Raw genomic sequence first — 21,252 nt, 5'->3', positions numbered from 1 at the left:
CCGTTTCATGCCATCGTTAATTCTGAGGGTTAACGCCAAAGGAGGTGCTATGGCATCGGTGATACTGCACGAAGAAGAGGGTGAACTGGAGTCGCAAATGGCGCTCACTGCGGCAGTGATGGCGGATAAATCGCGTTCGCGTATGCTGTGTGCCTTGATGGATGGGCGCGCCTGGACCGCAACCGAACTTAGCGCGGTGGCGGACGTGTCAGCCTCGACGGCCAGCGCGCATCTGGCGCGTCTGTGTGAACAACGATTTGTTGTGGCGTTAGCCCAGGGGCGACACCGTTATTTTCGCCTGGCAAGTACGGAGATAGCCGGCCTCCTGGAGCGCCTGATGGGGGTGGCATGGTCTGCATCAACGTCGCGAAAAATCACCACCCCGATAAACCTGCGGCATGCGCGAACCTGCTATGACCACCTTGCGGGCGAAGTGGCAGTGAGGCTTTTTGATACCCTGGTTGCCCGGCAATGGTTAACCGCGGATGGCGAAACGCTGACCGAGCTGGGGCAGCAAAAACTGGCAGAAATGGGGATTGTTCTTTGTGCCGGAGTTACCCGACGAAAAGTAAGCTGCGGCTGTCTGGACTGGAGTGAGCGACGTTATCATCCTGGCGGCGTGCTCGGTGCTACATTGCTGAGCTGGTTTAGCGAACAGAAGTGGATTAAAACGCAGACAGGTAGCCGCCACGTCACCTTTACCCCCCTTGGTGTGCGCAAACTTCAGACGGAGTTTGGCATTAAAACGACACGGTAGATCCCTCATTTTTGCGAAAGCGTTCCCGGAAAAATGTCATATATCTGTCACACTCTGTGGTGATTGATAACAACAAGAGGTCGTAGGGATGAAAAAATCGTTAATCGCCGCAGCCGTGGCAGGGGCTGTATTATTGTCAACCGCCGCGCAGGCGCAGATCGCGCCGGAAGGGTATCAGCTTCAACAAGTATTGATGATGAGTCGGCATAACTTACGTGCACCTTTAGCCAATAATGGCAGCGTTCTCGAGCAGTCGACCCCCAAACAATGGCCGGAGTGGGATGTCCCGGGCGGACAACTCACCACGAAGGGCGGCGTGCTGGAAATTTATATGGGCCATTACATGCGTGAATGGCTGGCAGAACAGGGCATGGTGAAATCCGGTGAATGTCCGGCACCGGGCACGGTTTACACCTATGCTAACAGCCTGCAGCGGACAGTGGCGACGGCGCAGTTTTTTGTCACGGGGGCTTTCCCGGGGTGTGACGTTCCGGTCCATCATCAGGAAAAAATGGGTACCATGGACCCCACTTTTAACCCGGTGATCACTGATGATTCTGCGGCATTCAGTCAGCAGGCTGTTCAGGCGATGGAGAAAGAGCGCGGCCAGATGCAGCTTGACGAGAGCTACCAACTGCTTGAGCAAATCACAAACTACAAAGACTCGCCGTCGTGTAAAGAAAAACAGCAGTGTTCCCTGACTGATGCGAAAGACACATTCAGTGCGAAGTATCAGCAGGAGCCTGGTGTTTCCGGGCCACTGAAGGTGGGGAATTCGCTGGTTGATGCCTTCACCTTGCAATATTACGAGGGCTTCCCGATGGACAAGGTCGCCTGGGGGGAGATCAAATCTGATCAACAGTGGAAGGTGCTGTCGAAGCTGAAAAATGGTTATCAGGACAGCCTGTTCACCTCTGCAGAAGTGGCGCAAAACGTCGCCAAACCGTTGGTCAAATATATCGACAATGCGTTGGTGACTGAGCGGGCGAAAGCGCCGAAAATTACGCTGCTGGTGGGACATGACTCGAACATTGCTTCATTGCTCACGGCACTGGATTTTAAACCGTACCAGCTCCATGACCAGAACGAACGCACGCCGATTGGCGGTAAAATTGTCTTCCAGCGCTGGCATGACAGCAACACAAATCGCGATCTGATGAAAATTGAGTATGTGTATCAGAGCGCGCAGCAGCTGCGAAATGCGGAGGTTCTGACGCTCAAATCCCCGGCCCAACGTGTGACGCTGGAACTGAAAGGCTGTCCGATTGATGCCAATGGCTTTTGCCCTGTTGATAAATTCGATAGCGTACTGAATGAGGCTGCGAAGTAAGCCAGGAAAACTCCCCCGTGTAAACGGGGGAGTCAGAATGCTAAACGTTTTTGCGTTCGATTGTCTGTTCACCCCAAAAGAGTGAATCTTTGTCAGTTTTCTCAAAGGCTTTGATCAGTACCTCATCGCTACCTTCTTCCCAAATCTTTTCCGCCAGTTTCTCGTCATAGTGAGCGACTTCAAAAATGGCTTCGGCTATTTCTGGCGATGTGTTGCGCAGACTTGCCCATTCGCCGACGCGATGGGCTTTCGCTTCTTGAGTTGGCATTCGAATCCTCCTGTTGAAGATTAGCCGTTGAGTTTTACTGCCAGACCTGCGACATATTCACCCTGATAGCGGGCGATAGATAACTCTTCCTGACTTGGTTGTCGGGAGCCGTCACCCCCGGCAATGGTGGTTGCGCCGTACGGCGTACCGCCACGAACTTGTGAGACATCAAACAGCTCTTGCGCCGCATAACCAATGGGAACAATCACCATCCCGTGGTGGGCAAGCGTTGTCCAGGTCGATGTAATGGTTTGTTCCTGACCGCCGCCAGTGCCTGTTGAGCTGAATACGCTGGCGAGTTTGCCGTAAAGGCCGCCAGATGCCCACAGTCCTCCGGTCTGATCCAGGAAGGTACGCATCTGACCTGACATGTTGCCAAAGCGCGTGGGAGTACCAAAAATAATGGCGTCGTAATCAGCCAGTTCCTGCGGGGTTGCGACTGGTGCGTTTTGTGTTTTACCGCCTGCTTTCAGGAAGATTTCAGGCTGCATTGTCTCTGGCACACGCTTAATAATGACTTCCGCGCCATCTACCTTATTTGCGCCTTCTGCGACTGCATGGGCCATGGTTTCAATGTGTCCGTACATGGAATAATAAAGCACCAGAACTTTTGCCATTTTACACTACTCCTCGAGTTAACCGTGTCCGTAGCGATTCGCTACCTCCCTTTAAAGATATGACGTACGGCCAGGAGTGCAAATTTCACAATCACTTCTTTGATTTATAACAATTTTTATAACAATCCTTTTTGTTGCAAAATGATACATTTTTAACCGGGCGGAATTTGGTAGCCATAAGAAAGACTTATTGATTTCACGCCGCGATTATTAACATCTTGCGGCCATTCCTGTTGCAGAATATTACAGTTCGTCAGTCATCCGGTTACTCTTCACTATGCTTAATCCCACGCAGTAAACATCAGGGCACGGCCCATGCGCTGCGTGAGGTATCACTCCTCAGTACCTATGCAATATGATGGCTAATCAATGACGGAGGTCAGTAATGGCAAACCATCGGGGCGGTTCCGGCAACTTTGCGGAAGACCGTGAAAGAGCATCAGAAGCAGGTCGAAAAGGTGGCCAGCACAGCGGGGGCAACTTCAAGAATGACCCGCAACGCGCTTCAGAAGCAGGCAAAAAAGGGGGCAAGAATAGCCACGGCAATAACAAATCGTAATTGTCGGGCTGTCTGTTAGAGATATCGTGACGGCTGAGTGTTCAGAGACAGACGTTACGTCGCCACCGCCGCCGGGTCGTTCCGGCGGTTTTTTTTGTCTGCAAGGTTGAACTGTAACAAAACGCAACGCAGACTAATGACATTCAGCTAATCGGGTGTCTCATGTCATTACTTTCTCGTTATTCCTTCTCTGTTAAACCCCAGGAGGCGATCCTCATTGTGATCACCATGTTCTGGGGCGGAACGTTTTTGGCTGTGCAATATGCTGTCACGCTGAGCGGTCCCTTTTTCTTTGTCGGCGTGCGCTTTGCGACAGCGGCACTGGCGGTGGCGTTGCTGTCATTGCGTACATTGCGTGGGCTGACATGGCTGGAAGTCAAAGCCGGAGTGGCGATTGGCGTAGCGATTGCGCTGGGCTATAGCCTGCAAACCTGGGGATTACAGTCTATTCCCAGCAGCAAGTCGGCATTCATTACTGCGATGTATGTACCACTGGTACCGCTGCTGCAGTGGTTGTGTCTGGGACGAATGCCAGGGGTGATGCCGTGCGTCGGTATCGTGTTGGCCTTTATCGGACTGATCTTTCTTGCCGGGCCGGATGGCAATTTACTGGCGCTTGGTGAAGGGGAGTGGATCACGCTGGTGGGTGCGGTGGCGATAGCGGCAGAAATTATCCTGATCAGCGCATGGGCTGGAAAAGTGGATGTACGTCGGGTCACGGTGGTGCAACTGGCAACCGCTTCGGTGGTGGCGTTTATTGCGATGGGGCCCGCAGGTGAGTCGGTTCCTCCCATGTCGACAGGCTTGCTGGTCGTGGCATTAGGATTGGGTATTTTTAGCGCGATTATCCAGGTTACCATGAACTGGGCGCAGCGCAGCGTTTCGCCGACACGCGCAACGGTAATCTATACCGGTGAGCCTGTATGGGCGGGGATTTTTGGTCGGCTCGCAGGGGAACGCCTGCCGCTGCTTGCTCTGTTGGGGGCGGCATTCATTATCATTGGCGTACTGGTCAGCGAACTGAAGTTCAAAAGGAAGAAAACCGTTCAGCAGGAGGCTCCGCCCGAGTCGCTTTAATTTAACGTTTCAGTGTGCGATTTGTTATGCTGGCGCCCTCAGAACAAGGAGAGGGTGCATGGCTCAAGGCGCAGAGAAAAAAACAGGTAAACGCTCGCAGGCCGTGAGTGCAAAACGCCAGGCTATCTTAACCGCGGCATTAAATGTCTTTTCCCAGTATGGCATTCATGGCACGCGTCTGGAGCAGATTGCGGAACTGGCGGGGGTGTCTAAAACGAATCTGCTTTATTACTACCCTTCTAAAGAGGTGCTCTATATTGCCGTATTACGCCAGATCCTCGATATCTGGCTGGCGCCGCTGAAGGCCTTTCGCGAGGACTTTGCACCGCTGCTGGCGATTAAAGAGTACATCCGACTCAAACTGGAAGTGTCCCGCGATTATCCTCAGGCATCGCGACTGTTTTGTATGGAAATGCTGGCAGGCGCACCTTTGTTGATGACGGAATTAACGGGCGATCTTAAAACGTTGATTGACGAGAAATCCGCATTGATTGCCGGATGGGTCAGCAGTGGAAAACTGGCGCCGGTTGACCCGCATCATCTGATTTTTATGATTTGGGCTTCAACGCAACATTACGCTGACTTTGCCCCACAGGTAGAGGCAGTGACGGGCGCAACGCTGCGTGATGAAGCCTTTTTTAACCAAACGGTGGAGAGCGTACAGCGAATGATTATTGAAGGGATCCGTGTACGTTAGTTGGCGGGGGGCAACGGGCAACTTAAGTCGCCCTCTTCACATTGCAAGAGGGAGGCGAGAAATGCTTCACGCTCGTTGGTTTTGTCCGTTAAACACTGGCTGGTGATCATCGACTGTATGCTGCCGCCTTCCGTGCCTGAACTGATCAATGCGCAGTCTGCATCGCGCAGGGTAATCCATGCGATCTGTGCTTTTTTCAGTAAATCACGTTGGGTGGGTGCTGCGCGTTTCAGCGCATTCTGATAAGTCTCATTTAGCTTTGTGTCGGCCGTCTTATACTGCTCAGCGGCGCAGGTATTCATTTCAAGCTGGTTGTTTGCGTTTGCGCAGTCATCCGCCAGTGCGTGACTGCTTAGCAGCAGTGCTGCACAGGTCAGTACAATTCGTTTCATGCTTCCCTCTGGCTTAATAAAAAAAGGCCCCGTAACCGGAGCCTTAATTAACCATAACCTTAGCCGATTGTCATCAGGCTGGCGTTCCCACCCGCCGCGGCGGTATTCACGCTCAACGAACGTTCAATATACAGCCTCTCCAGCAGGATATTGCTCTCGCCGCGGGCAAATCCTTGTACCGAAACAATCGCACCTTCCCGTGCCGCTACCGATTCGCACAGTGCGCGTAGCTGGTCGGAATCGCCGTGGAAGATAACGGCATCGAACGGCTGCGCGGTGAGGGTGTCTGCTTTGGCAAACTGAATGCGCTCACAGAGGGCCGCAGGCAGACGTTTTGCCAGTTCGCGATGGAAAGCATCATCTTGCCACAGGATAAGACTGCCAACCGAGGCCACGGCAGCAACCTGCACCAGCGCATCCTGCTCGTTATCGGCCATACACAGCACGCGTTCACGTGGCAACAGCGTCCAGGTATTGCGCTCACCGGTTGGCCCTGGCAGCAAACGCTGGGTTCCGGCTTGTGCCAGTTCGGCAAACTGCTGGCAGAGCGCATGCAGCGACGGACGATCGCTTGCCCATGCGGTGAGCGCCTCCAGCGGTTGAATCAGCGCTGATTTAAGCTGTGCATCGACAGGGTAGTCTGCATCCTGGCGGGCCAGCGTGACGGCCAGTGCATTTTCCGGACGGTTTGCCAGCAAACGGTACAGATACAGTGGGCCACCGGCTTTGGGGCCGGTTCCTGACAATCCTTCGCCACCAAATGGCTGCACGCCGACCACCGCACCGACCATATTACGGTTAACGTACAAGTTACCAACGTGCGCGGACCCGGTGACCTGCGCGATGGTTTCATCAATACGAGTATGTACGCCAAGCGTCAGGCCGTAACCGGAGGCATTGATTTGCTCAATCAAATTGCCGAGGTTATTACGGGTGTAACGCACGACGTGCAACACCGGGCCGAACACCTCTTTTTGTAGTTCATCAAAGCTTTCCAGCTCAATCAACGTTGGTGCAATAAAGGTCCCGGTTTGCCATTCACGCGCATCATCGCTGTTCTCACGTACGGCCTGGAATACCGGACGTCCTTTGGCACGCATGGCCTGAATATGACGTTCAATATTGGCTTTGGCTTCTTCATCAATAACTGGCCCAATATCGGTGGTCAGACGGCCAGGGTTACCCATACGACATTCTGCCATCGCGCCGCGCAGCATTTTCAGCGTATGGTCGGCAATATCATCCTGCAGGCACAGGACGCGCAGTGCCGAGCAACGCTGTCCGGCGCTGTCAAACGCAGAGGCCAGCACGTCCACCACAACCTGTTCTGTTAACGCGGAGGAGTCGACGATCATGGCGTTCATCCCGCCTGTTTCAGCGATGAGCGGAATTGGACGACCCTGAGCATCCAGACGGGTCGCAATATTTCGCTGCAACAGTGTGGCGACTTCCGTTGAACCGGTGAACATGACGCCGCGTACGCGTTCATCGGAGGTGAGTTGCGCGCCGACGGTTTCCCCTTGACCTGGCAACAGTTGTACTACGCCTGGCGGTACACCGGCTTCCAGCAAAATAGCGATGCCTTGAGCGGCAATCAGCGGGGTTTGCTCCGCAGGTTTGGCCAGCACGCTGTTACCTGCTGCCAGCGCAGCCGCAATTTGTCCGCTGAAAATGGCCAGTGGGAAGTTCCACGGGCTGATACAGACCACCGGACCGAGCGGACGATGCGTTTCGTTGTCGAAATCATCACGAACCTGGCCGGCATAGTAGTGCAGGAAGTCAACGGCTTCGCGCACTTCCGCAATGGCATTGCTGAAGGTTTTGCCCGCTTCACGCACCAGAATGCCAATCAGTTGCTGCATCTGGCCCTCCATCAAAATAGCGGCGCGATGCAAAATGGCGGCGCGTTCTTGTGGCGGTGTAGCAAACCAGATAGGGGCATTATTGACGGCGTTCTGTAGCGCCTGCTCCACTTCAGCGTGAGTCGCTTCTCGCACGTAGCCCACAATGTCTTTCGGCTCAGCCGGGTTGACGACCGGCGTCATTTCACCGTCAGCGACCGGATGTTCGAGCATCGGTTTGGCGTGCCATTTTTGCAGCGCGCTATTGAGCAGGGCAGAAGACAGCGAGGCCAGGCGGTGTTCATTCGCTAAATCCAGCCCTGCGGAGTTTTCGCGGCCTTTGCCATACAGGGAACGCGGGAGCGCAATCTTCGGATGCGGCAGCCCGGCCTGACCTTCCTGCTGCGCCAGTTTCTCGACCGCTTCAACGGGATCGGCGACCAGTTCATCCAGTGGCAGGGTGGTATCCGCAATACGGTTGACGAACGAGGTGTTGGCGCCATTTTCCAGCAGGCGACGAACCAGGTAAGCCAGAAGCGTTTCATGTGTGCCGACCGGTGCATAAATACGGCATGGGCGGTTGAGTTTACCGTCTGCGACTTTGCCGGTGACCTGCTCGTACAGCGGTTCACCCATGCCGTGCAGGCACTGGAATTCGTACTGGCCCGGATAGTAGTTTTGGCCTGCTAACTGATAAATTGCCGCCAGCGTATGCGCGTTGTGGGTGGCGAACTGCGGGTAGATCAGGTTCGGTACCGCAAGCAGTTTTTTCGCACAGGCCAGATAGGAAACGTCGGTGTACACCTTGCGGGTGTAGACCGGATAACCTTCCAGACCGTCCATCTGGGCACGTTTGATTTCACTATCCCAGTACGCACCTTTAACCAGACGGATCATCAGGCGACGGCGGCTACGGGTTGCCAGGTCGATCAGGTAGTCGATGACGTACGGGCAGCGCTTCTGGTAGGCCTGAATAACAAAACCAATCCCGTTCCAGCCTGCCAGTTCGGGTTCAAAGCACAGTTTTTCCAGCAGATCGAGGGAGATCTCCAGTCGGTCAGCCTCTTCGGCATCGATGTTAATGCCGATGTCGTACTGACGCGCCAGCAGGGTCAGCGACTTCAGGCGTGGATAAAGCTCATCCATCACGCGGTCATACTGCGCACGGCTGTAGCGTGGGTGCAGTGCAGACAGTTTGATGGAGATCCCCGGGCCTTCATAAATACCGCGCCCGTTTGAGGCTTTACCAATGGCATGGATCGCCTGCTGATAGGAGACCATATAGGCCTGGGCATCGGCGGCGGTCAGCGCGGCCTCACCCAGCATGTCATAGGAATAGCGGAAACCTTTCTCTTCCAGTTTACGCGCGTTAGCCAGTGCTTCGGCAATGGTTTCTCCAGTGACGAATTGCTCACCCATCAAGCGCATTGCCATGTCGACGCCTTTACGCACCAGCGGTTCACCACTCTTGCCGATGATGCGGTTCAGCGAGCGTGAGAGGCTGGCTTCGTTATGAGTGGAGACAAGACGACCGGTAAACAACAATCCCCACGTTGCAGCGTTAACGAACAGAGACGGGCTGCGTCCGATGTGTGATTGCCAGTTGCCGTTGCTGATTTTGTCGCGGATCAGCGCATCGCGAGTGGCTTTGTCGGGAATACGCAGCAGTGCTTCAGCCAGACACATCAGCGCGACGCCTTCCTGTGAGGAAAGGGAGAATTCCTGCAGCAGTCCCTGGACCATGCCGGCACGCCCGCTGGCCGTCTTTTGGTTGCGCAGTTTATCGGCCAACTGATAGGCCAGTTTATGGGCCTGCTCTGCGATAGGTTGCGGCAGACGAGCCTGCTCCATCAACATTGGCACCGCATCGGTTTCAGCACGGCGATATGCCGCGGTAATGGCCGCACGGGAAACAGACTGCGGCAGGATCTGCTCTGCAAATTCAAGGAAAGGCTGGTGCGCTTCATTTTGTTGCGCAGTGGATTCCTCGCTCTCATTTGCTGCACCCGCCAGCAGGGCAGGCAGCTCCGGAAGCGCATCGTCATTTTCCAGTCTTTCGAGATAATTAAAGATGGCCTGCTTGATAAGCCAGTGCGGCGTGCGATCGATTCGTGATGCTGCTGTTTTAATCCGCTCGCGCGTGGCGTCGTCCAGTTTAACCCCCATCGTGGTGGTTCCCATGCCATTTACTCCTGTTGTACTGAAATACGGGGCTGATAGTTACCGAGAAATATCCACCATGTTGCAACTTTGTGCAACCATGTTAAATGTGACTTGGTTTGCAAGCTTGAAAATGAATGAAATGTTAATAAAGATGATGTTTATAACAAGGGCTGTAAAAAACGCAGAATCTTTTTCTCTGCGGTAGTTAACACTTTTTAAAGGTGCAACCAGAAAAAATGTGAGAGAGTGCAACCTACAGAAAAATGCTATCTACTCTGGATCAAAATTGATGTAAATGGTGTGTTAAATCGATTGTGAATGGCCATGGCTTCCGGCAGGATACGGTCGCCCTGGTCAATACAGATATCTTTGCCACGTTCCGGCAGGGTAATAAAACGGCAAGCCACGGCATTGCCGATACATAATTTTGGAGAGTTTTGATGGCTATTAGCACACCGATGTTAGTCACATTCTGTGTCTATATTTTTGGCATGATATTGATAGGGTTTATTGCATGGCGTTCGACCAAAAACTTTGATGATTATATTCTGGGTGGACGCAGTCTGGGTCCGTTCGTAACGGCGTTATCCGCTGGGGCATCCGACATGAGCGGCTGGCTGCTGATGGGGCTGCCAGGTGCGATTTTCCTGTCGGGGATTTCAGAAAGTTGGATCGCTATCGGTCTGGTATTAGGGGCCTGGATCAACTGGAAACTGGTGGCCGGGCGTTTACGTGTACACACCGAATATAATAACAATGCGCTGACGTTGCCGGATTACTTTACCGGCCGTTTTGAAGATAAAAGTCGCGTGCTGCGTATTATTTCCGCACTGGTTATTCTGCTGTTTTTCACCATCTATTGTGCTTCAGGTATTGTGGCAGGGGCGCGTTTATTCGAAAGCACCTTTGGTATGAGCTACGAAACCGCGCTGTGGGCGGGAGCGGCCGCGACGATCATTTATACCTTTATTGGTGGCTTCCTGGCGGTGAGTTGGACCGATACCGTACAGGCCAGCCTGATGATCTTCGCACTGATCCTGACACCGGTGATGGTGATTATTGGTGTCGGCGGATTTGAAGACTCGCTGGAAGTGATTAAGCAAAAGAGCATTGAAAACGTCGATATGTTCAAAGGGCTTAACTTTGTTGCCATCATTTCCCTGATGGGATGGGGACTGGGGTATTTCGGTCAGCCGCATATCCTGGCACGCTTTATGGCTGCCGATTCCCACCATAGTATTGTCCACGCACGTCGCATCAGTATGACCTGGATGATCCTGTGTCTGGCTGGCGCTGTTGCCGTTGGTTTCTTCGGCATTGCTTACTTCAATAACAACCCGTCGTTGGCGGGTGCCGTGAACCAGAACGCCGAGCGCGTGTTTATTGAACTGGCGCAGATCCTGTTCAACCCGTGGATTGCCGGTATTCTGTTGTCTGCGATCCTTGCAGCGGTGATGTCGACGCTGAGCTGCCAACTGCTGGTATGCTCCAGTGCGATTACCGAAGATTTGTACAAAGCGTTCCTGCGTAAAAATGCCAGCCAGAAAGAGCTGGTATGGATTGGGCGTATCATGGTGCTGGTCGTGGCGCTGGTGTCCATCGCGCTGGCGGCAAACCCAGAGAACCGTGTACTCGGTCTGGTGAGCTACGCCTGGGCTGGCTTTGGTGCTGCCTTTGGTCCGGTTGTTCTGTTCTCCGTAATGTGGTCGCGTATGACCCGTAACGGCGCGCTGGCAGGGATGGTCATTGGCGCAGTGACGGTTATCGTCTGGAAGCAGTTTGCCTGGTTGGGTCTGTATGAAATCATCCCGGGCTTCGTGTTCGGCAGTATCGGGATTGTGGTCTTCAGTCTGTGGGGGAAAGCGCCATCAGCAGCAATGCAGAAACGTTTTGCCGAGGCTGATGCTCATTACCATTCAGCACCGCCGTCGCGTTTGCAGGAAGAATAATCGCCGTATTGTTTTTAAAGCCCGCCGTGAGCGGGCTTTTTTATGTCTCCCGCACTTCGATCCAACGTGGAATAACTGTTACCCACCTAACTGTTTACATTAAGTCATCATTCTCAAAACATTCTGCTTGAGTTTTTCTTTGCTGTAATGATAATCACTATCACTGTAATTTACTTTTCTTTGCATCAGTTGACTGAGAATAACGTTAAAGGGTACTTCGCATGTTTGTTCCATTTCTAATTATGTTGCGCGAAGGGTTAGAGGCCGCGCTGATTGTCAGCCTGATTGCCAGCTACCTGAAACGAACTCAGCGTGGTCGCTGGATTGGCGTGATGTGGATTGGTGTGTTGCTGGCGGCGGCACTGTGCCTCTCGCTGGGAATTTTCATCAATGAAACCACGGGCGAATTCCCGCAAAAACAGCAGGAGCTCTTTGAAGGTATCGTGGCGCTTATTGCCGTGGTGATCCTGACCTGGATGGTCTTCTGGATGCGTAAAGTATCGCGCAACGTCAAAGTTCAACTGGAACAGGCTGTCGATAACGCGTTACAGAAAGGCAATCATCATGGCTGGGCGCTGGTGATGATGGTCTTTTTTGCCGTCGCTCGTGAAGGGCTGGAGTCTGTCTTCTTTCTGCTGGCGGCATTTCAGCAGGATGTGGGTATTTGGCCACCGCTAGGTGCGATGCTGGGACTGGCAACCGCGGTGGTACTGGGTTATCTGATTTATCTCGGTGGGATCCGCCTCAATCTCGGGGCTTTCTTTAAATGGACCAGTCTGTTCATTTTGTTGGTTGCCGCAGGTCTTGCTGCGGGGGCCATTCGTGCATTCCACGAAGCCGGGTTATGGAATCATTTTCAGGACGTGGCGTTTGATATGAGCAGCGTTCTGTCAACGCATTCGCTGTTTGGCACATTGATGGAAGGGATCTTCGGTTATCAGGAAGCGCCAAGTGTTAGTGAAGTTGCTGTCTGGTTTATCTATCTGATTCCGGCATTGATTATGTTTGCACTGCCACCTCGTTCAGGCACTACGGCATCACGGACTGCACCCTGATAAAACGTGATGCAAGAATATCATTTAGTTACAACATACTTTTTATAGGGATGGGTCATGACGATTAATTTCCGCCGTAGTGCGCTGCAGTTGGGTATTGCCGCGCTGTTTGCTTCTGCTTTTACCGCTCACGCTGCTGATATCCCGCAGGTAAAAGTCACGGTAAATGACAAACAGTGTGAACCGATGACAATCACGGTGAATGCCGGGAAGACTCAGTTCATCATTCAGAACCACAGTCAAAAAGCGCTGGAGTGGGAGATCCTCAAAGGCGTGATGGTGGTCGAAGAGCGTGAAAACATTGCGCCCGGTTTTAGCCAGAAAATGACGGCTAACTTGCAGCCAGGTGAATATGATATGACCTGCGGTCTGCTGACCAACCCGAAAGGCAAGCTGATCGTCAAGGGGACGGCAACGGCAGATGCCACGCACAGCGATGCTCTGCTGAGCCTGAGTGGTGCAATTACTGAATACAAAGCTTATGTAACGGCAGAAACAGCGCAACTGGTGACGGGCACTAAAGCCTTCACGGATGCCATTAAAGCGGGCGATCTGGAAAAAGCGAAATCGCTGTATGCGCCAACCCGTCAGCATTATGAGCGTATTGAACCGATTGCTGAACTGTTCTCCGATCTCGACGGCAGCATAGATGCGCGTGAAGATGATTATGAGCAAAAAGCCGCCGATCCTAAATTCACCGGCTTCCACCGCCTGGAGAAAGCGCTGTTTGGCGACAATACCACCAAAGGTATGGACAAGTACGCCGACCAATTAAACAGCGATGTTCTTGACCTGCAAACGCGTATTAGCGAGCTGGCTTTCCCGCCGTCTAAAGTGGTTGGCGGGGCAGCAGGGCTGATTGAAGAAGTTGCTGCCAGCAAAATCAGTGGGGAAGAAGATCGCTACAGCCATACCGATCTGTGGGATTTCCAGGCCAACGTCGATGGCGCGCAGAAAATTGTCGATCTCCTGCGTCCTCAGTTACAAAAATCCAATGCTGATCTGTTGGCGAAGGTGGACGCGAACTTCAAAAAAGTCGATACCATTCTGAGCAAGTACCGTACCAAAGACGGCTTTGAAACCTATGACAAACTGACCGATGCCGATCGTAATGCGCTAAAAGGGCCAATCACGACGCTGGCGGAAGACTTGTCGCAATTACGCGGTGTTTTGGGTCTGGATTAAGCACTATGCAGCACGATAATGAAAACGGCGTGAGCGAACCGTCACGCCGACGTTTACTGAAAGGGATGGGGGCGCTGGGTGGGGCACTGGCGCTGGCGGGCGGATGCCCGGTCGCTCACGCGCAAAAAACGCAAAGTGCGCCGGGAACACTGTCACCTGATGCACGCAGTGAGAAACAACCGTTTTATGGCCAGCACCAGGCCGGTATCCTGACGCCGCAGCAAGCCTCAATGATGCTGGTGGCGTTTGATGTGCTCGCCAGCGATAAAGCTGACCTTGAGCGTCTGTTTCGTTTACTGACCCGCCGGTTTGCATTTTTGACAACCGGAGGGCCGGCACCAGAAACGCCGAATCCACGTTTACCGCCAATGGATTCCGGTATTCTTGGGACATACATAGCGCCGGATAATCTGACGATGACGCTGTCGGTTGGATCTTCACTGTTTGATGATCGTTATGGTCTGAAAGCACAGATGCCGAAAAAACTGCAAAAAATGACCCGTTTTCCGAATGATTCACTGGATGCGGCGCTATGTCATGGCGATTTGCTGTTGCAGATTTGCGCCAATACGCAGGACACCGTTATCCATGCGCTGCGCGATATCATTAAGCACACGCCGGATCTGCTCAGCGTACGCTGGAAACGTGAAGGGTTTATCTCTGATCATGCCGCACGCAGTAAAGGTAAAGAGACTCCCGTCAATTTGCTGGGATTTAAGGATGGAACCGCGAATCCCGACGCTGCCAATGCCGCGCTGATGCAAAACGTGGTGTGGGTCACTGCGGAGCAGGGAGAACCGGCATGGGCACAAGATGGTAGCTATCAGGCCGTCAGGCTCATCCAGTTCCGCGTGGAATTCTGGGACCGTACGCCGCTAAAAGAGCAGCAAACGATTTTCGGCCGCGATAAACATACCGGCGCACCGTTGGGAATGCAGCACGAGCATGATGTTCCGGATTACGCCAACGATCCCGAAGGCGAGGTGATTGCACTCGACAGCCATATTCGTCTGGCGAACCCGCGCACGAAAGAAACGGAGACCAGCCTGATGATGCGTCGTGGCTACAGCTATTCGCTTGGCGTGACCAATTCCGGGCAATTGGATATGGGATTGTTGTTCGTTTGCTATCAGCACGACCTGGAAAAAGGGTTTTTGACGGTTCAGAAACGCCTGAACGGTGAAGCGCTTGAGGAGTATGTCAAACCTATTGGTGGGGGCTACTTTTTTGCTTTGCCTGGTGTCAAAACCGCCGACCACTATCTGGGGCAAGCCCTGCTCGAAGCATGATGATTGTGCCCCGCAGTGCTGCGGGGCATTTCCTGACACTCTGATGAATGAAAAAATTATTTTTCATGATCGGCGGCGACTGAAATAATTCTGTCATCTCTCTGCAAGAGACTGTTGCTGGCGATAAGATGAAATTAAGTTAACAACAAGTAAAAATATTGTTGCATTAACGAAAGGTTATGATGTAATTATAAGTAATAGCGGTAGTTCCCGGCGGTGATAGTCATTCACTATGGAGATCGCGAATGGAAAAGTCCTGTACTGGACACGTTTTTCAAAGTTATTGCAGTCCCTTACGCGGACGTTTCTCTTCCGGTAGCCATCTCGTCACCGTTAAATCTCTCTCCCTTTCACTTCTTATCCTTGTAACTGACACCCTGTACGGTGCGCGTAGCCGTGTATGGCGTCTTATCCGAAGGCAGGTAATGGCTTACAAGGAAGCCAACCCTCAGATGTTCGTGCGCATAATCGTGCCGCCAACGGCGCGTGTGATGTATACCTACAACTCAAGGTGCTATCCATGGGAAGACAAAAAGCAGTGATCAAAGCTCGTCGCGAAGCAAAACGTGTGCTGAGGCGGGATTCGCGTAGCCATAAACAGCGCGAAGATGAATCGGTCACCTCGCTTGTGCAGATGGGCGGTGTTGAAGCGATTGGTATGGCGCGTGATAGCCGCGATGCCTCACCGATCACGGCGCGAAATGAAGCTCAGGCGCACTACCTGAATGCTATCGAGAGTAAGCAGCTGATCTTCGCCACGGGTGAAGCAGGGTGTGGTAAAACCTGGATCAGCGCGGCGAAAGCAGCAGAAGCCCTGATCCACAAAGATGTGGACAGGATCATTGTAACCCGTCCAGTTCTGCAAGCTGATGAAGATCTCGGCTTCTTACCTGGGGATGTCTCTGAGAAGTTCGCTCCCTATTTTCGTCCGGTTTATGACGTGCTGGTAAAACGTCTGGGAGCCTCCTTTATGCAATATTGCCTGCGACCTGAGATTGGTAAGGTAGAAATCGCGCCGTTCGCGTATATGCGGGGACGTACATTTGAAAATGCCGTTGTCATTCTGGACGAGGCTCAGAATGTGACTGCTGCGCAAATGAAGATGTTTTTGACTCGCCTCGGAGAGAATGTGACGGTGATTGTGAATGGGGACATTACCCAGTGCGATCTCCCTGCTCATGTTCGTTCAGGGCTAAGCGATGCGCTGGCCCGTTTCGAAGAAGATGACATGGTTGGGATCGTTCGATTCAACAAAGATGATTGCGTTCGCTCGGCACTGTGTCAGCGGACGCTCAATGCTTACAACTGATCTGTTTTGCGTCTTCAAGGCCCGGGAAACCGGGCTTTGTTTTTGGTATCCCTGTGAGCACAACGGACTGATGGCGTGGCCGACATTGTTGGTGAGGTCAGGTGTTCACGTTGTATCCCACATGGGAAAATAGCAATAAAAAAGCCGCGGGTAGCGGCTTTTTAAACAAGACAGAGATTACTGTGGGAACCACTGGTCACTGATTTTCTGGTACGTGCCGTCAGCTTTGATGGCGGCCAGCGCACTGTTCAGTTTTTCCAGCAGGGCTTTGTTATCCGGGCGAACCGCAATGCCAAGACCAGTACCGAAGTATTGTGGATCGGTCACTTTGTCGGTAGCCACGCCTAACTGCGGGTTAGTTTTCAGCCACTCGTTAACAACGGCGGTATCGCCAAATACGCCATCAATACGGCCATTTTTCAGGTCGATAATCGCATTCTGATAGCTGTCGTAGGCCACGGTTTTCACTTCAGGATGTTTGTCCTGCAGGTACTTCTGGTGCGTGGTGCCGTTTTCCATCCCGATACGTTTGCCTTTCAGATTATCAAAGCTCTTATAGGTGTCTTTCTTCGCAATCACCAGCGCTGAGTTGGCATAGTACGGCTGGGTGAAGGAAACCTGCTTGCTACGTTCAGGCGTGATGTCCATACCGGAAATCACCGCATCATATTTTTTGAATTTCAGCGCGGGGATCAGGCTGTCGAAAGCATGATTAGTAAAAGTACATTCAGCCTGCATTTGTTTGCACAATGCTGTTGCCAGATCGATATCAAAACCGACAATTTTATTGCTGGCGTCCAGTGATTCGAATGGCGGGTAGGTTGCGGATACACCGAAACTAATCTTATCAGCAGCTGCGGCGCCAGCGGCGAAAGTAGCAAGTAATGCGGCCAGTACTAACTTTTTCATGGTGGAACTCCCGTCTGTCAATCTTATGATTATTTACCGTGTCTGCGGCGTGGATTTACAATGCCATTTAATGAATTTATATGCAATAAAAATGATTAAATATTTTTGTTGGCATAAAAAAAGACGGACAATTTAGAATGTTGTCCGTCTTTATATTTTTGCTTTATGCACATTTTTCGGTTGGCGGCGCTGGCAGCTAATCCGGCCGACATCGGCGCATTAACCGTCGCGCCATCGACTTAATTCCGGTGTTCAAACGCCAGAGCTTTACGTTCGATCAGGCGCATCATCAACGTCAGCAAGCCATTGACGATCAGGTAAATCACGCCAGCGGCACCGAAGACCATGACGTCATAGGTACGGCCGTACAGCAGTTGGCTGTAGCCCATGACTTCCATCAGTGTGATGGTGTACGCCAGAGAGGTACTTTTAAAGACCAGTACCACTTCGTTGGAATACGAGGACAGGGCGCGTTTAAAGGCATACGGCAGCAGAATGGCCAGCGTATCCTTTTTGCTCATCCCCAGCGCACCACAGGACTGCCACTGGCCTTCCGGGATTGCTCGAATCGCACCGTAAAACAGTTGCGTGGTATAGGCCGCACTGTTTAAGGACAGTGCGATTAACGCGCACAGCCACGGTTCGGACAGCAAATGCCAGAGCACTGGATATTCCTGCAGCGTAGGGAACTGCCCAGGCCCGTAGTAGATCAGGAATATTTGCACCAGCAGCGGTGTACCGGTAAACAATGTGATATAGGCGCGAACCAGCCACACCAGTACCGGCGTTTTCAGTGTCAGGATAACAGTGAAAACCAACGCCAGAACCAGTGCCACCACAATTGAGGCGACTGTCAGCGTCAGGCTGGTGTGCAGCCCTTTCAGTAGTTCAGGTAAATACTCAAGCATTAGCCTGGCCTCCGCTCAAAACGTGTCGCGCGCAGGTCAATGCGTTTGAGAATGTACTGACTCACCAGCGTAATCACCAGGTAAATAGCCGCCGCGACGATGTACCAGGTAAAGGGTTCCTGAGTACGGGTCGCAATGCTCTTGGTTTGTAGCATCAGATCGTTCACGCTGATGAGGCTAACCAGCGCGGTATCTTTCAGCAACACCAGCCACTGGTTTCCCAGACCCGGCAGGGCATGGCGCCACATTTGCGGCATCACCAGGCGAAAGAAAATCGCGGTTTTAGATAAACCCAGCGCCTGGCCTGATTCCCATTGTCCAAGCGGAACCGCTTTCAACGCACCGCGCAGCGTTTGTGAGGCATAGGCTGCGTAAAGCAATGACAGCGCAATCACACCGCACAGGAACGGGCTGACGTCGAAGTTTTCAATCTGCATCTGAACGGGGATTTGCACGAACCCGAGATTGATCGTAAAGCCATCGGCCAGGGTCAACAGCAGTTGCGAGGAACCGAAATAGATAAACAGAACGACCAGAATTTCTGGTAGCCCGCGCAGGATAGTGACCAGCGCTGAACCTGCCCATGCCACTGGACGCCATTTTACAGACTCCCAGACGGCAAAGAACATGGCGAGCGCAAGGCCAATAATCAGCGCACAAACGGCAAGGCCGACGGTCATCCCGGCGGCGCTTGCTAAAGGAAAAAATTCATTCATCAAATATTACTTCTGGAACCATTTGTTGTAGATGGTCTCGTAAGTCCCATCTTTCTTCACTTTTTCCAGCGCAGCGTTAAATTTCTGCTGCAGCTCGGTATTACCCTGACGCACCGCGATGCCCAGACCGGTACCGAAGTAATCTTTATCCGTCACTTTATCGCCAACGGCAGCCAGTTTCGGATTGTCTTTCAGCCATTCCGTTACCACTGCGGTATCACCAAAGACGCCGTCAATACGACCGTTTTGCAGATCCAGTTTGGCATTCTGGTAGCTGTCATACGGTACGGTGGTCACTTCCGGATGCTTATCCATGATGAATTTCTGGTGCGTCGTCCCGTTTTGTACGCCAACTTTTTTGCCTTTCAACTGGTCGATGCTGGTGTATTTACCCTGCTGGCCAACAAACAGCGCAGAGTTGTCGTAGTAAGGGGTGGTAAACAGGACCTGCTTTTCACGTTCTGGTGTGATGTCCATACCGGCCATTACCGCGTCAAAACGGCGGAACTTCAGGCTGGGGATCAGGCTGTCGAAGGCCTGATTGGTAAACGTACAGGTAGCATCGATCTCTTTACACAGCGCGTTCGCCAGATCAACGTCAAAGCCCACGATCTTGTTATTAGCATCGATGGATTCAAACGGAGGATAGGACGCTTCGGTAGCGAAACGAATGGTTTGGGCTGCGGTAGCGGAAAGACTAAAACCTGCGATTAGCGCGGCAATCAGAACTTTTTTCATTGTATTGTCCCGAATCTTAGTGAGAAAGATAGTTTTTAAACGCTTCGGTTTGCGGGTTGGCAAAGCAGCTTGCATCCCCAAACTCGACGATATGACCGTTTTCCATATACACCACACGACTGGCTGTTTTACGTGCAACTTCCACTTCGTGGGTGACGATCACCTGAGTAATTTTGGTTTCCGCCAGCTCACGAATGATGCTGACGATTTGGGCCGTGATTTCCGGGTCAAGCGCTGCGGTAGGTTCGTCAAACAGCAGCACCTGCGGTTCCATCATCAACGCACGGGCAATCGCCACACGCTGCTGTTGGCCACCGGACAAATGCAGTGGATAGCGATCGCTGTAAGGCTTCAGGCGCAGACGCTCAAGCAGTTTTTCAGCACGCGCCAGTGCTTGTTCTTTCGTCAGACCAAGTACGCGGCAGGGCGCTTCAATCAGGTTTTGCTGTACCGTCAGGTGCGGCCAAAGATTGTATTGCTGGAAGACCATGCCCACGTTTTGACGCAGCTCACGAATGGCTTTATCGGACGGGGTTTTCGTGAAGTCGAAACGGTTACCCGCAATAGAGAGCGTGCCCGAGCGCGGCATCTCAAGCAGATTGAGTACACGCAGTAGCGAGCTTTTCCCGGCTCCACTTGGGCCAAGTAACACCAGTGTTTCACCCTGAGGGCAATCCAGCGTGATATCGAACAGCGCCTGATGTGCGCCGTAGAAGCAGTTAATGCCGTTTAATTGAATACTCATTGACACTCGTATACTGGCAGTCTGATAGCTATTGAAGCCGCAGATACTACCTTTGACAGAATAGTTATGCAATATTTATGCGTTAAAAGTTAAATGCAAACCGCATTCTTATCTAAACATAGCACAAAATAGCGGGGCCACCAGTGGGCAAGAATAATTGTCGGCATTCTATGCAGAATGCCAGACAATTTATGGGGGTTATGATTCAGGTGGGTGAATGGGGCGGTTAGCGGTTTTCGACAGACTGGCGCAGCGTCCCGGCTGGCGCGTGTACGCTGCCGCCCAGATAACGCACATCATCGACCACCCAGCACTGGCCTTCACGGATCATCAGCACTTCATCGCGCCAGCTCTGATCGCCTTGTTTGAGTTCGACGCGCAGCGGAATATTGCGTGCATCACTATTCGGAATGGTTGATGCGCTGGCGACGCTGGCGCTGTCCGGTAACGTGGCGCGACTGGAGAACGGATCGCTGTTAAACAGTTCGCGATGCGCGTTATCACGGCTGGCATCGTTCAGCAGTTTCGCTAGGTTGTCGCTTAAGTACGGGCGCAGGGCGGTAATGTCATTGTTACGATGCTGGATGCGGTAATCATAGAATTGCTGGGCCACGCTGTCTGGCCCGCCTTCTACGCATGAACCGCTACGCGTGCCGTTATCTTTATAGACCGGCGTCACGGTAGTACAGGCGCTGAGAAGAAGTGCACAGGGGACCAGCAGAGAGAGTTTCGAGTAGCGCATAATGAT

Annotated in this window: 20 protein-coding genes; 10 read left to right on the top strand and 10 right to left on the bottom strand. The window is 52.5% G+C overall.

The genetic code is table 11. The features are described from left to right. Positions 1 to 49 precede the first annotated feature (49 nt). Both HV261_RS17505 and agp read left to right on the top strand, forming a co-directional pair. Entirely contained in the window at positions 50 to 757 is a 708-nt protein-coding gene (locus tag HV261_RS17505; RefSeq protein ID WP_202038988.1) for an ArsR/SmtB family transcription factor, read from the top strand. An 88-nt stretch (positions 758 to 845) separates the two neighbouring features. After that, on the top strand, positions 846 to 2,087 hold the full coding sequence (agp, locus tag HV261_RS17500) for a bifunctional glucose-1-phosphatase/inositol phosphatase (protein ID WP_202038987.1): 1,242 nt from the start codon (positions 846 to 848) through the stop codon (positions 2,085 to 2,087). Between the two features lie 40 nt (positions 2,088 to 2,127). Here the strand turns inward: agp and HV261_RS17495 are convergent, their stop codons facing one another. Beyond that, a complete protein-coding gene (locus HV261_RS17495) occupies positions 2,128 to 2,355 on the bottom strand; it encodes a YccJ family protein (RefSeq protein WP_003036015.1) in 228 nt (75 codons plus the stop codon). Positions 2,356 to 2,375: 20 nt separating this feature from the next. Continuing rightward, positions 2,376 to 2,972: an NAD(P)H:quinone oxidoreductase gene (gene wrbA / locus HV261_RS17490; RefSeq protein WP_003832057.1), complete on the bottom strand. Its 597-nt coding sequence runs from the start codon at positions 2,970 to 2,972 to the stop codon at positions 2,376 to 2,378. Positions 2,973 to 3,357: 385 nt separating this feature from the next. Here wrbA and HV261_RS17485 point away from each other — a divergent pair, with 385 nt between their 5' ends. The 3 genes from HV261_RS17485 to rutR all read left to right on the top strand — a co-directional run bounded on the left by HV261_RS17485 (position 3,358) and on the right by rutR (position 5,305). Next, positions 3,358 to 3,531 carry a con-10 family general stress protein gene (locus tag HV261_RS17485; protein ID WP_003036022.1) on the top strand — a complete coding sequence of 58 codons (174 nt, stop codon included), beginning with the start codon at positions 3,358 to 3,360 and terminating at the stop codon, positions 3,529 to 3,531. A gap of 162 nt (positions 3,532 to 3,693) precedes the next feature. Further along, complete coding sequence (locus HV261_RS17480) at positions 3,694 to 4,608, top strand: DMT family transporter (protein ID WP_202038986.1); 915 nt, start codon at positions 3,694 to 3,696, stop codon at positions 4,606 to 4,608. A 58-nt stretch (positions 4,609 to 4,666) separates the two neighbouring features. Further along, positions 4,667 to 5,305, top strand: coding sequence for an HTH-type transcriptional regulator RutR (gene rutR, locus HV261_RS17475; RefSeq protein WP_137382209.1), 639 nt, complete (start codon positions 4,667 to 4,669; stop codon positions 5,303 to 5,305). Here the strand turns inward: rutR and HV261_RS17470 are convergent. Both HV261_RS17470 and putA read right to left on the bottom strand, forming a co-directional pair. Continuing rightward, a complete protein-coding gene (locus HV261_RS17470; RefSeq protein WP_202038985.1) occupies positions 5,302 to 5,697 on the bottom strand; it encodes a lysozyme inhibitor LprI family protein in 396 nt (131 codons plus the stop codon). The genes rutR and HV261_RS17470 overlap by 4 nt on opposite strands. 59 nt (positions 5,698 to 5,756) lie before the next feature. Next, positions 5,757 to 9,719 carry a trifunctional transcriptional regulator/proline dehydrogenase/L-glutamate gamma-semialdehyde dehydrogenase gene (putA, locus tag HV261_RS17465; RefSeq protein WP_202038984.1) on the bottom strand — a complete coding sequence of 1,321 codons (3,963 nt, stop codon included), beginning with the start codon at positions 9,717 to 9,719 and terminating at the stop codon, positions 5,757 to 5,759. Positions 9,720 to 10,141: 422 nt separating this feature from the next. Between putA and putP the strand changes: the two genes are divergently transcribed. The 5 genes from putP to phoH all read left to right on the top strand — a co-directional run bounded on the left by putP (position 10,142) and on the right by phoH (position 16,488). Continuing rightward, a complete protein-coding gene (gene putP / locus HV261_RS17460; RefSeq protein WP_202038983.1) occupies positions 10,142 to 11,650 on the top strand; it encodes a sodium/proline symporter PutP in 1,509 nt (502 codons plus the stop codon). A gap of 221 nt (positions 11,651 to 11,871) precedes the next feature. Next, a complete protein-coding gene (gene efeU, locus HV261_RS17455) occupies positions 11,872 to 12,705 on the top strand; it encodes an iron uptake transporter permease EfeU (protein ID WP_202038982.1) in 834 nt (277 codons plus the stop codon). Between the two features lie 57 nt (positions 12,706 to 12,762). After that, complete coding sequence (gene efeO / locus HV261_RS17450) at positions 12,763 to 13,890, top strand: iron uptake system protein EfeO (RefSeq protein WP_202038981.1); 1,128 nt, start codon at positions 12,763 to 12,765, stop codon at positions 13,888 to 13,890. 5 nt (positions 13,891 to 13,895) lie between these two features. Beyond that, positions 13,896 to 15,179: an iron uptake transporter deferrochelatase/peroxidase subunit gene (gene efeB, locus HV261_RS17445; RefSeq protein ID WP_202038980.1), complete on the top strand. Its 1,284-nt coding sequence runs from the start codon at positions 13,896 to 13,898 to the stop codon at positions 15,177 to 15,179. A 520-nt stretch (positions 15,180 to 15,699) separates the two neighbouring features. Beyond that, positions 15,700 to 16,488, top strand: coding sequence for a phosphate starvation-inducible protein PhoH (gene phoH, locus HV261_RS17440; RefSeq protein ID WP_170974359.1), 789 nt, complete (start codon positions 15,700 to 15,702; stop codon positions 16,486 to 16,488). A 177-nt stretch (positions 16,489 to 16,665) separates the two neighbouring features. On the opposite strand, the gene artJ is transcribed toward phoH, so the two are convergent. The 6 genes from artJ to HV261_RS17410 form a co-directional block, all read right to left on the bottom strand. Further along, on the bottom strand, positions 16,666 to 17,397 hold the full coding sequence (artJ, locus tag HV261_RS17435; RefSeq protein ID WP_202038979.1) for an arginine ABC transporter substrate-binding protein ArtJ: 732 nt from the start codon (positions 17,395 to 17,397) through the stop codon (positions 16,666 to 16,668). Between the two features lie 239 nt (positions 17,398 to 17,636). Next, complete coding sequence (gene artM, locus HV261_RS17430; RefSeq protein WP_202038978.1) at positions 17,637 to 18,305, bottom strand: arginine ABC transporter permease ArtM; 669 nt, start codon at positions 18,303 to 18,305, stop codon at positions 17,637 to 17,639. Further along, the gene (gene artQ, locus HV261_RS17425) at positions 18,305 to 19,021 is read right to left on the bottom strand and encodes an arginine ABC transporter permease ArtQ (protein WP_040231854.1); all 717 of its coding nucleotides are present in this window, start codon (positions 19,019 to 19,021) and stop codon (positions 18,305 to 18,307) included. The genes artM and artQ overlap by 1 nt, the downstream gene beginning before the upstream one ends. Positions 19,022 to 19,027: 6 nt before the next feature. Beyond that, positions 19,028 to 19,759 (bottom strand): arginine ABC transporter substrate-binding protein ArtI, encoded by a 732-nt coding sequence (gene artI, locus HV261_RS17420; RefSeq protein ID WP_003027298.1) that lies wholly within the window; start codon positions 19,757 to 19,759, stop codon positions 19,028 to 19,030. A 16-nt stretch (positions 19,760 to 19,775) separates the two neighbouring features. Continuing rightward, entirely contained in the window at positions 19,776 to 20,504 is a 729-nt protein-coding gene (gene artP / locus HV261_RS17415; protein ID WP_137382222.1) for an arginine ABC transporter ATP-binding protein ArtP, read from the bottom strand. A 226-nt stretch (positions 20,505 to 20,730) separates the two neighbouring features. Then, complete coding sequence (locus HV261_RS17410) at positions 20,731 to 21,246, bottom strand: lipoprotein (protein ID WP_200000890.1); 516 nt, start codon at positions 21,244 to 21,246, stop codon at positions 20,731 to 20,733. Positions 21,247 to 21,252 lie beyond the last annotated feature (6 nt).

Source organism: Citrobacter sp. RHBSTW-00671 (assembly GCF_014103415.1).
Taxonomy (GTDB): Bacteria; Pseudomonadota; Gammaproteobacteria; order Enterobacterales; family Enterobacteriaceae; genus Citrobacter.
The sequence above is the reverse complement of the archived record's forward strand: the minus strand, read 5'-3'. Positions and strand labels throughout refer to the sequence as shown.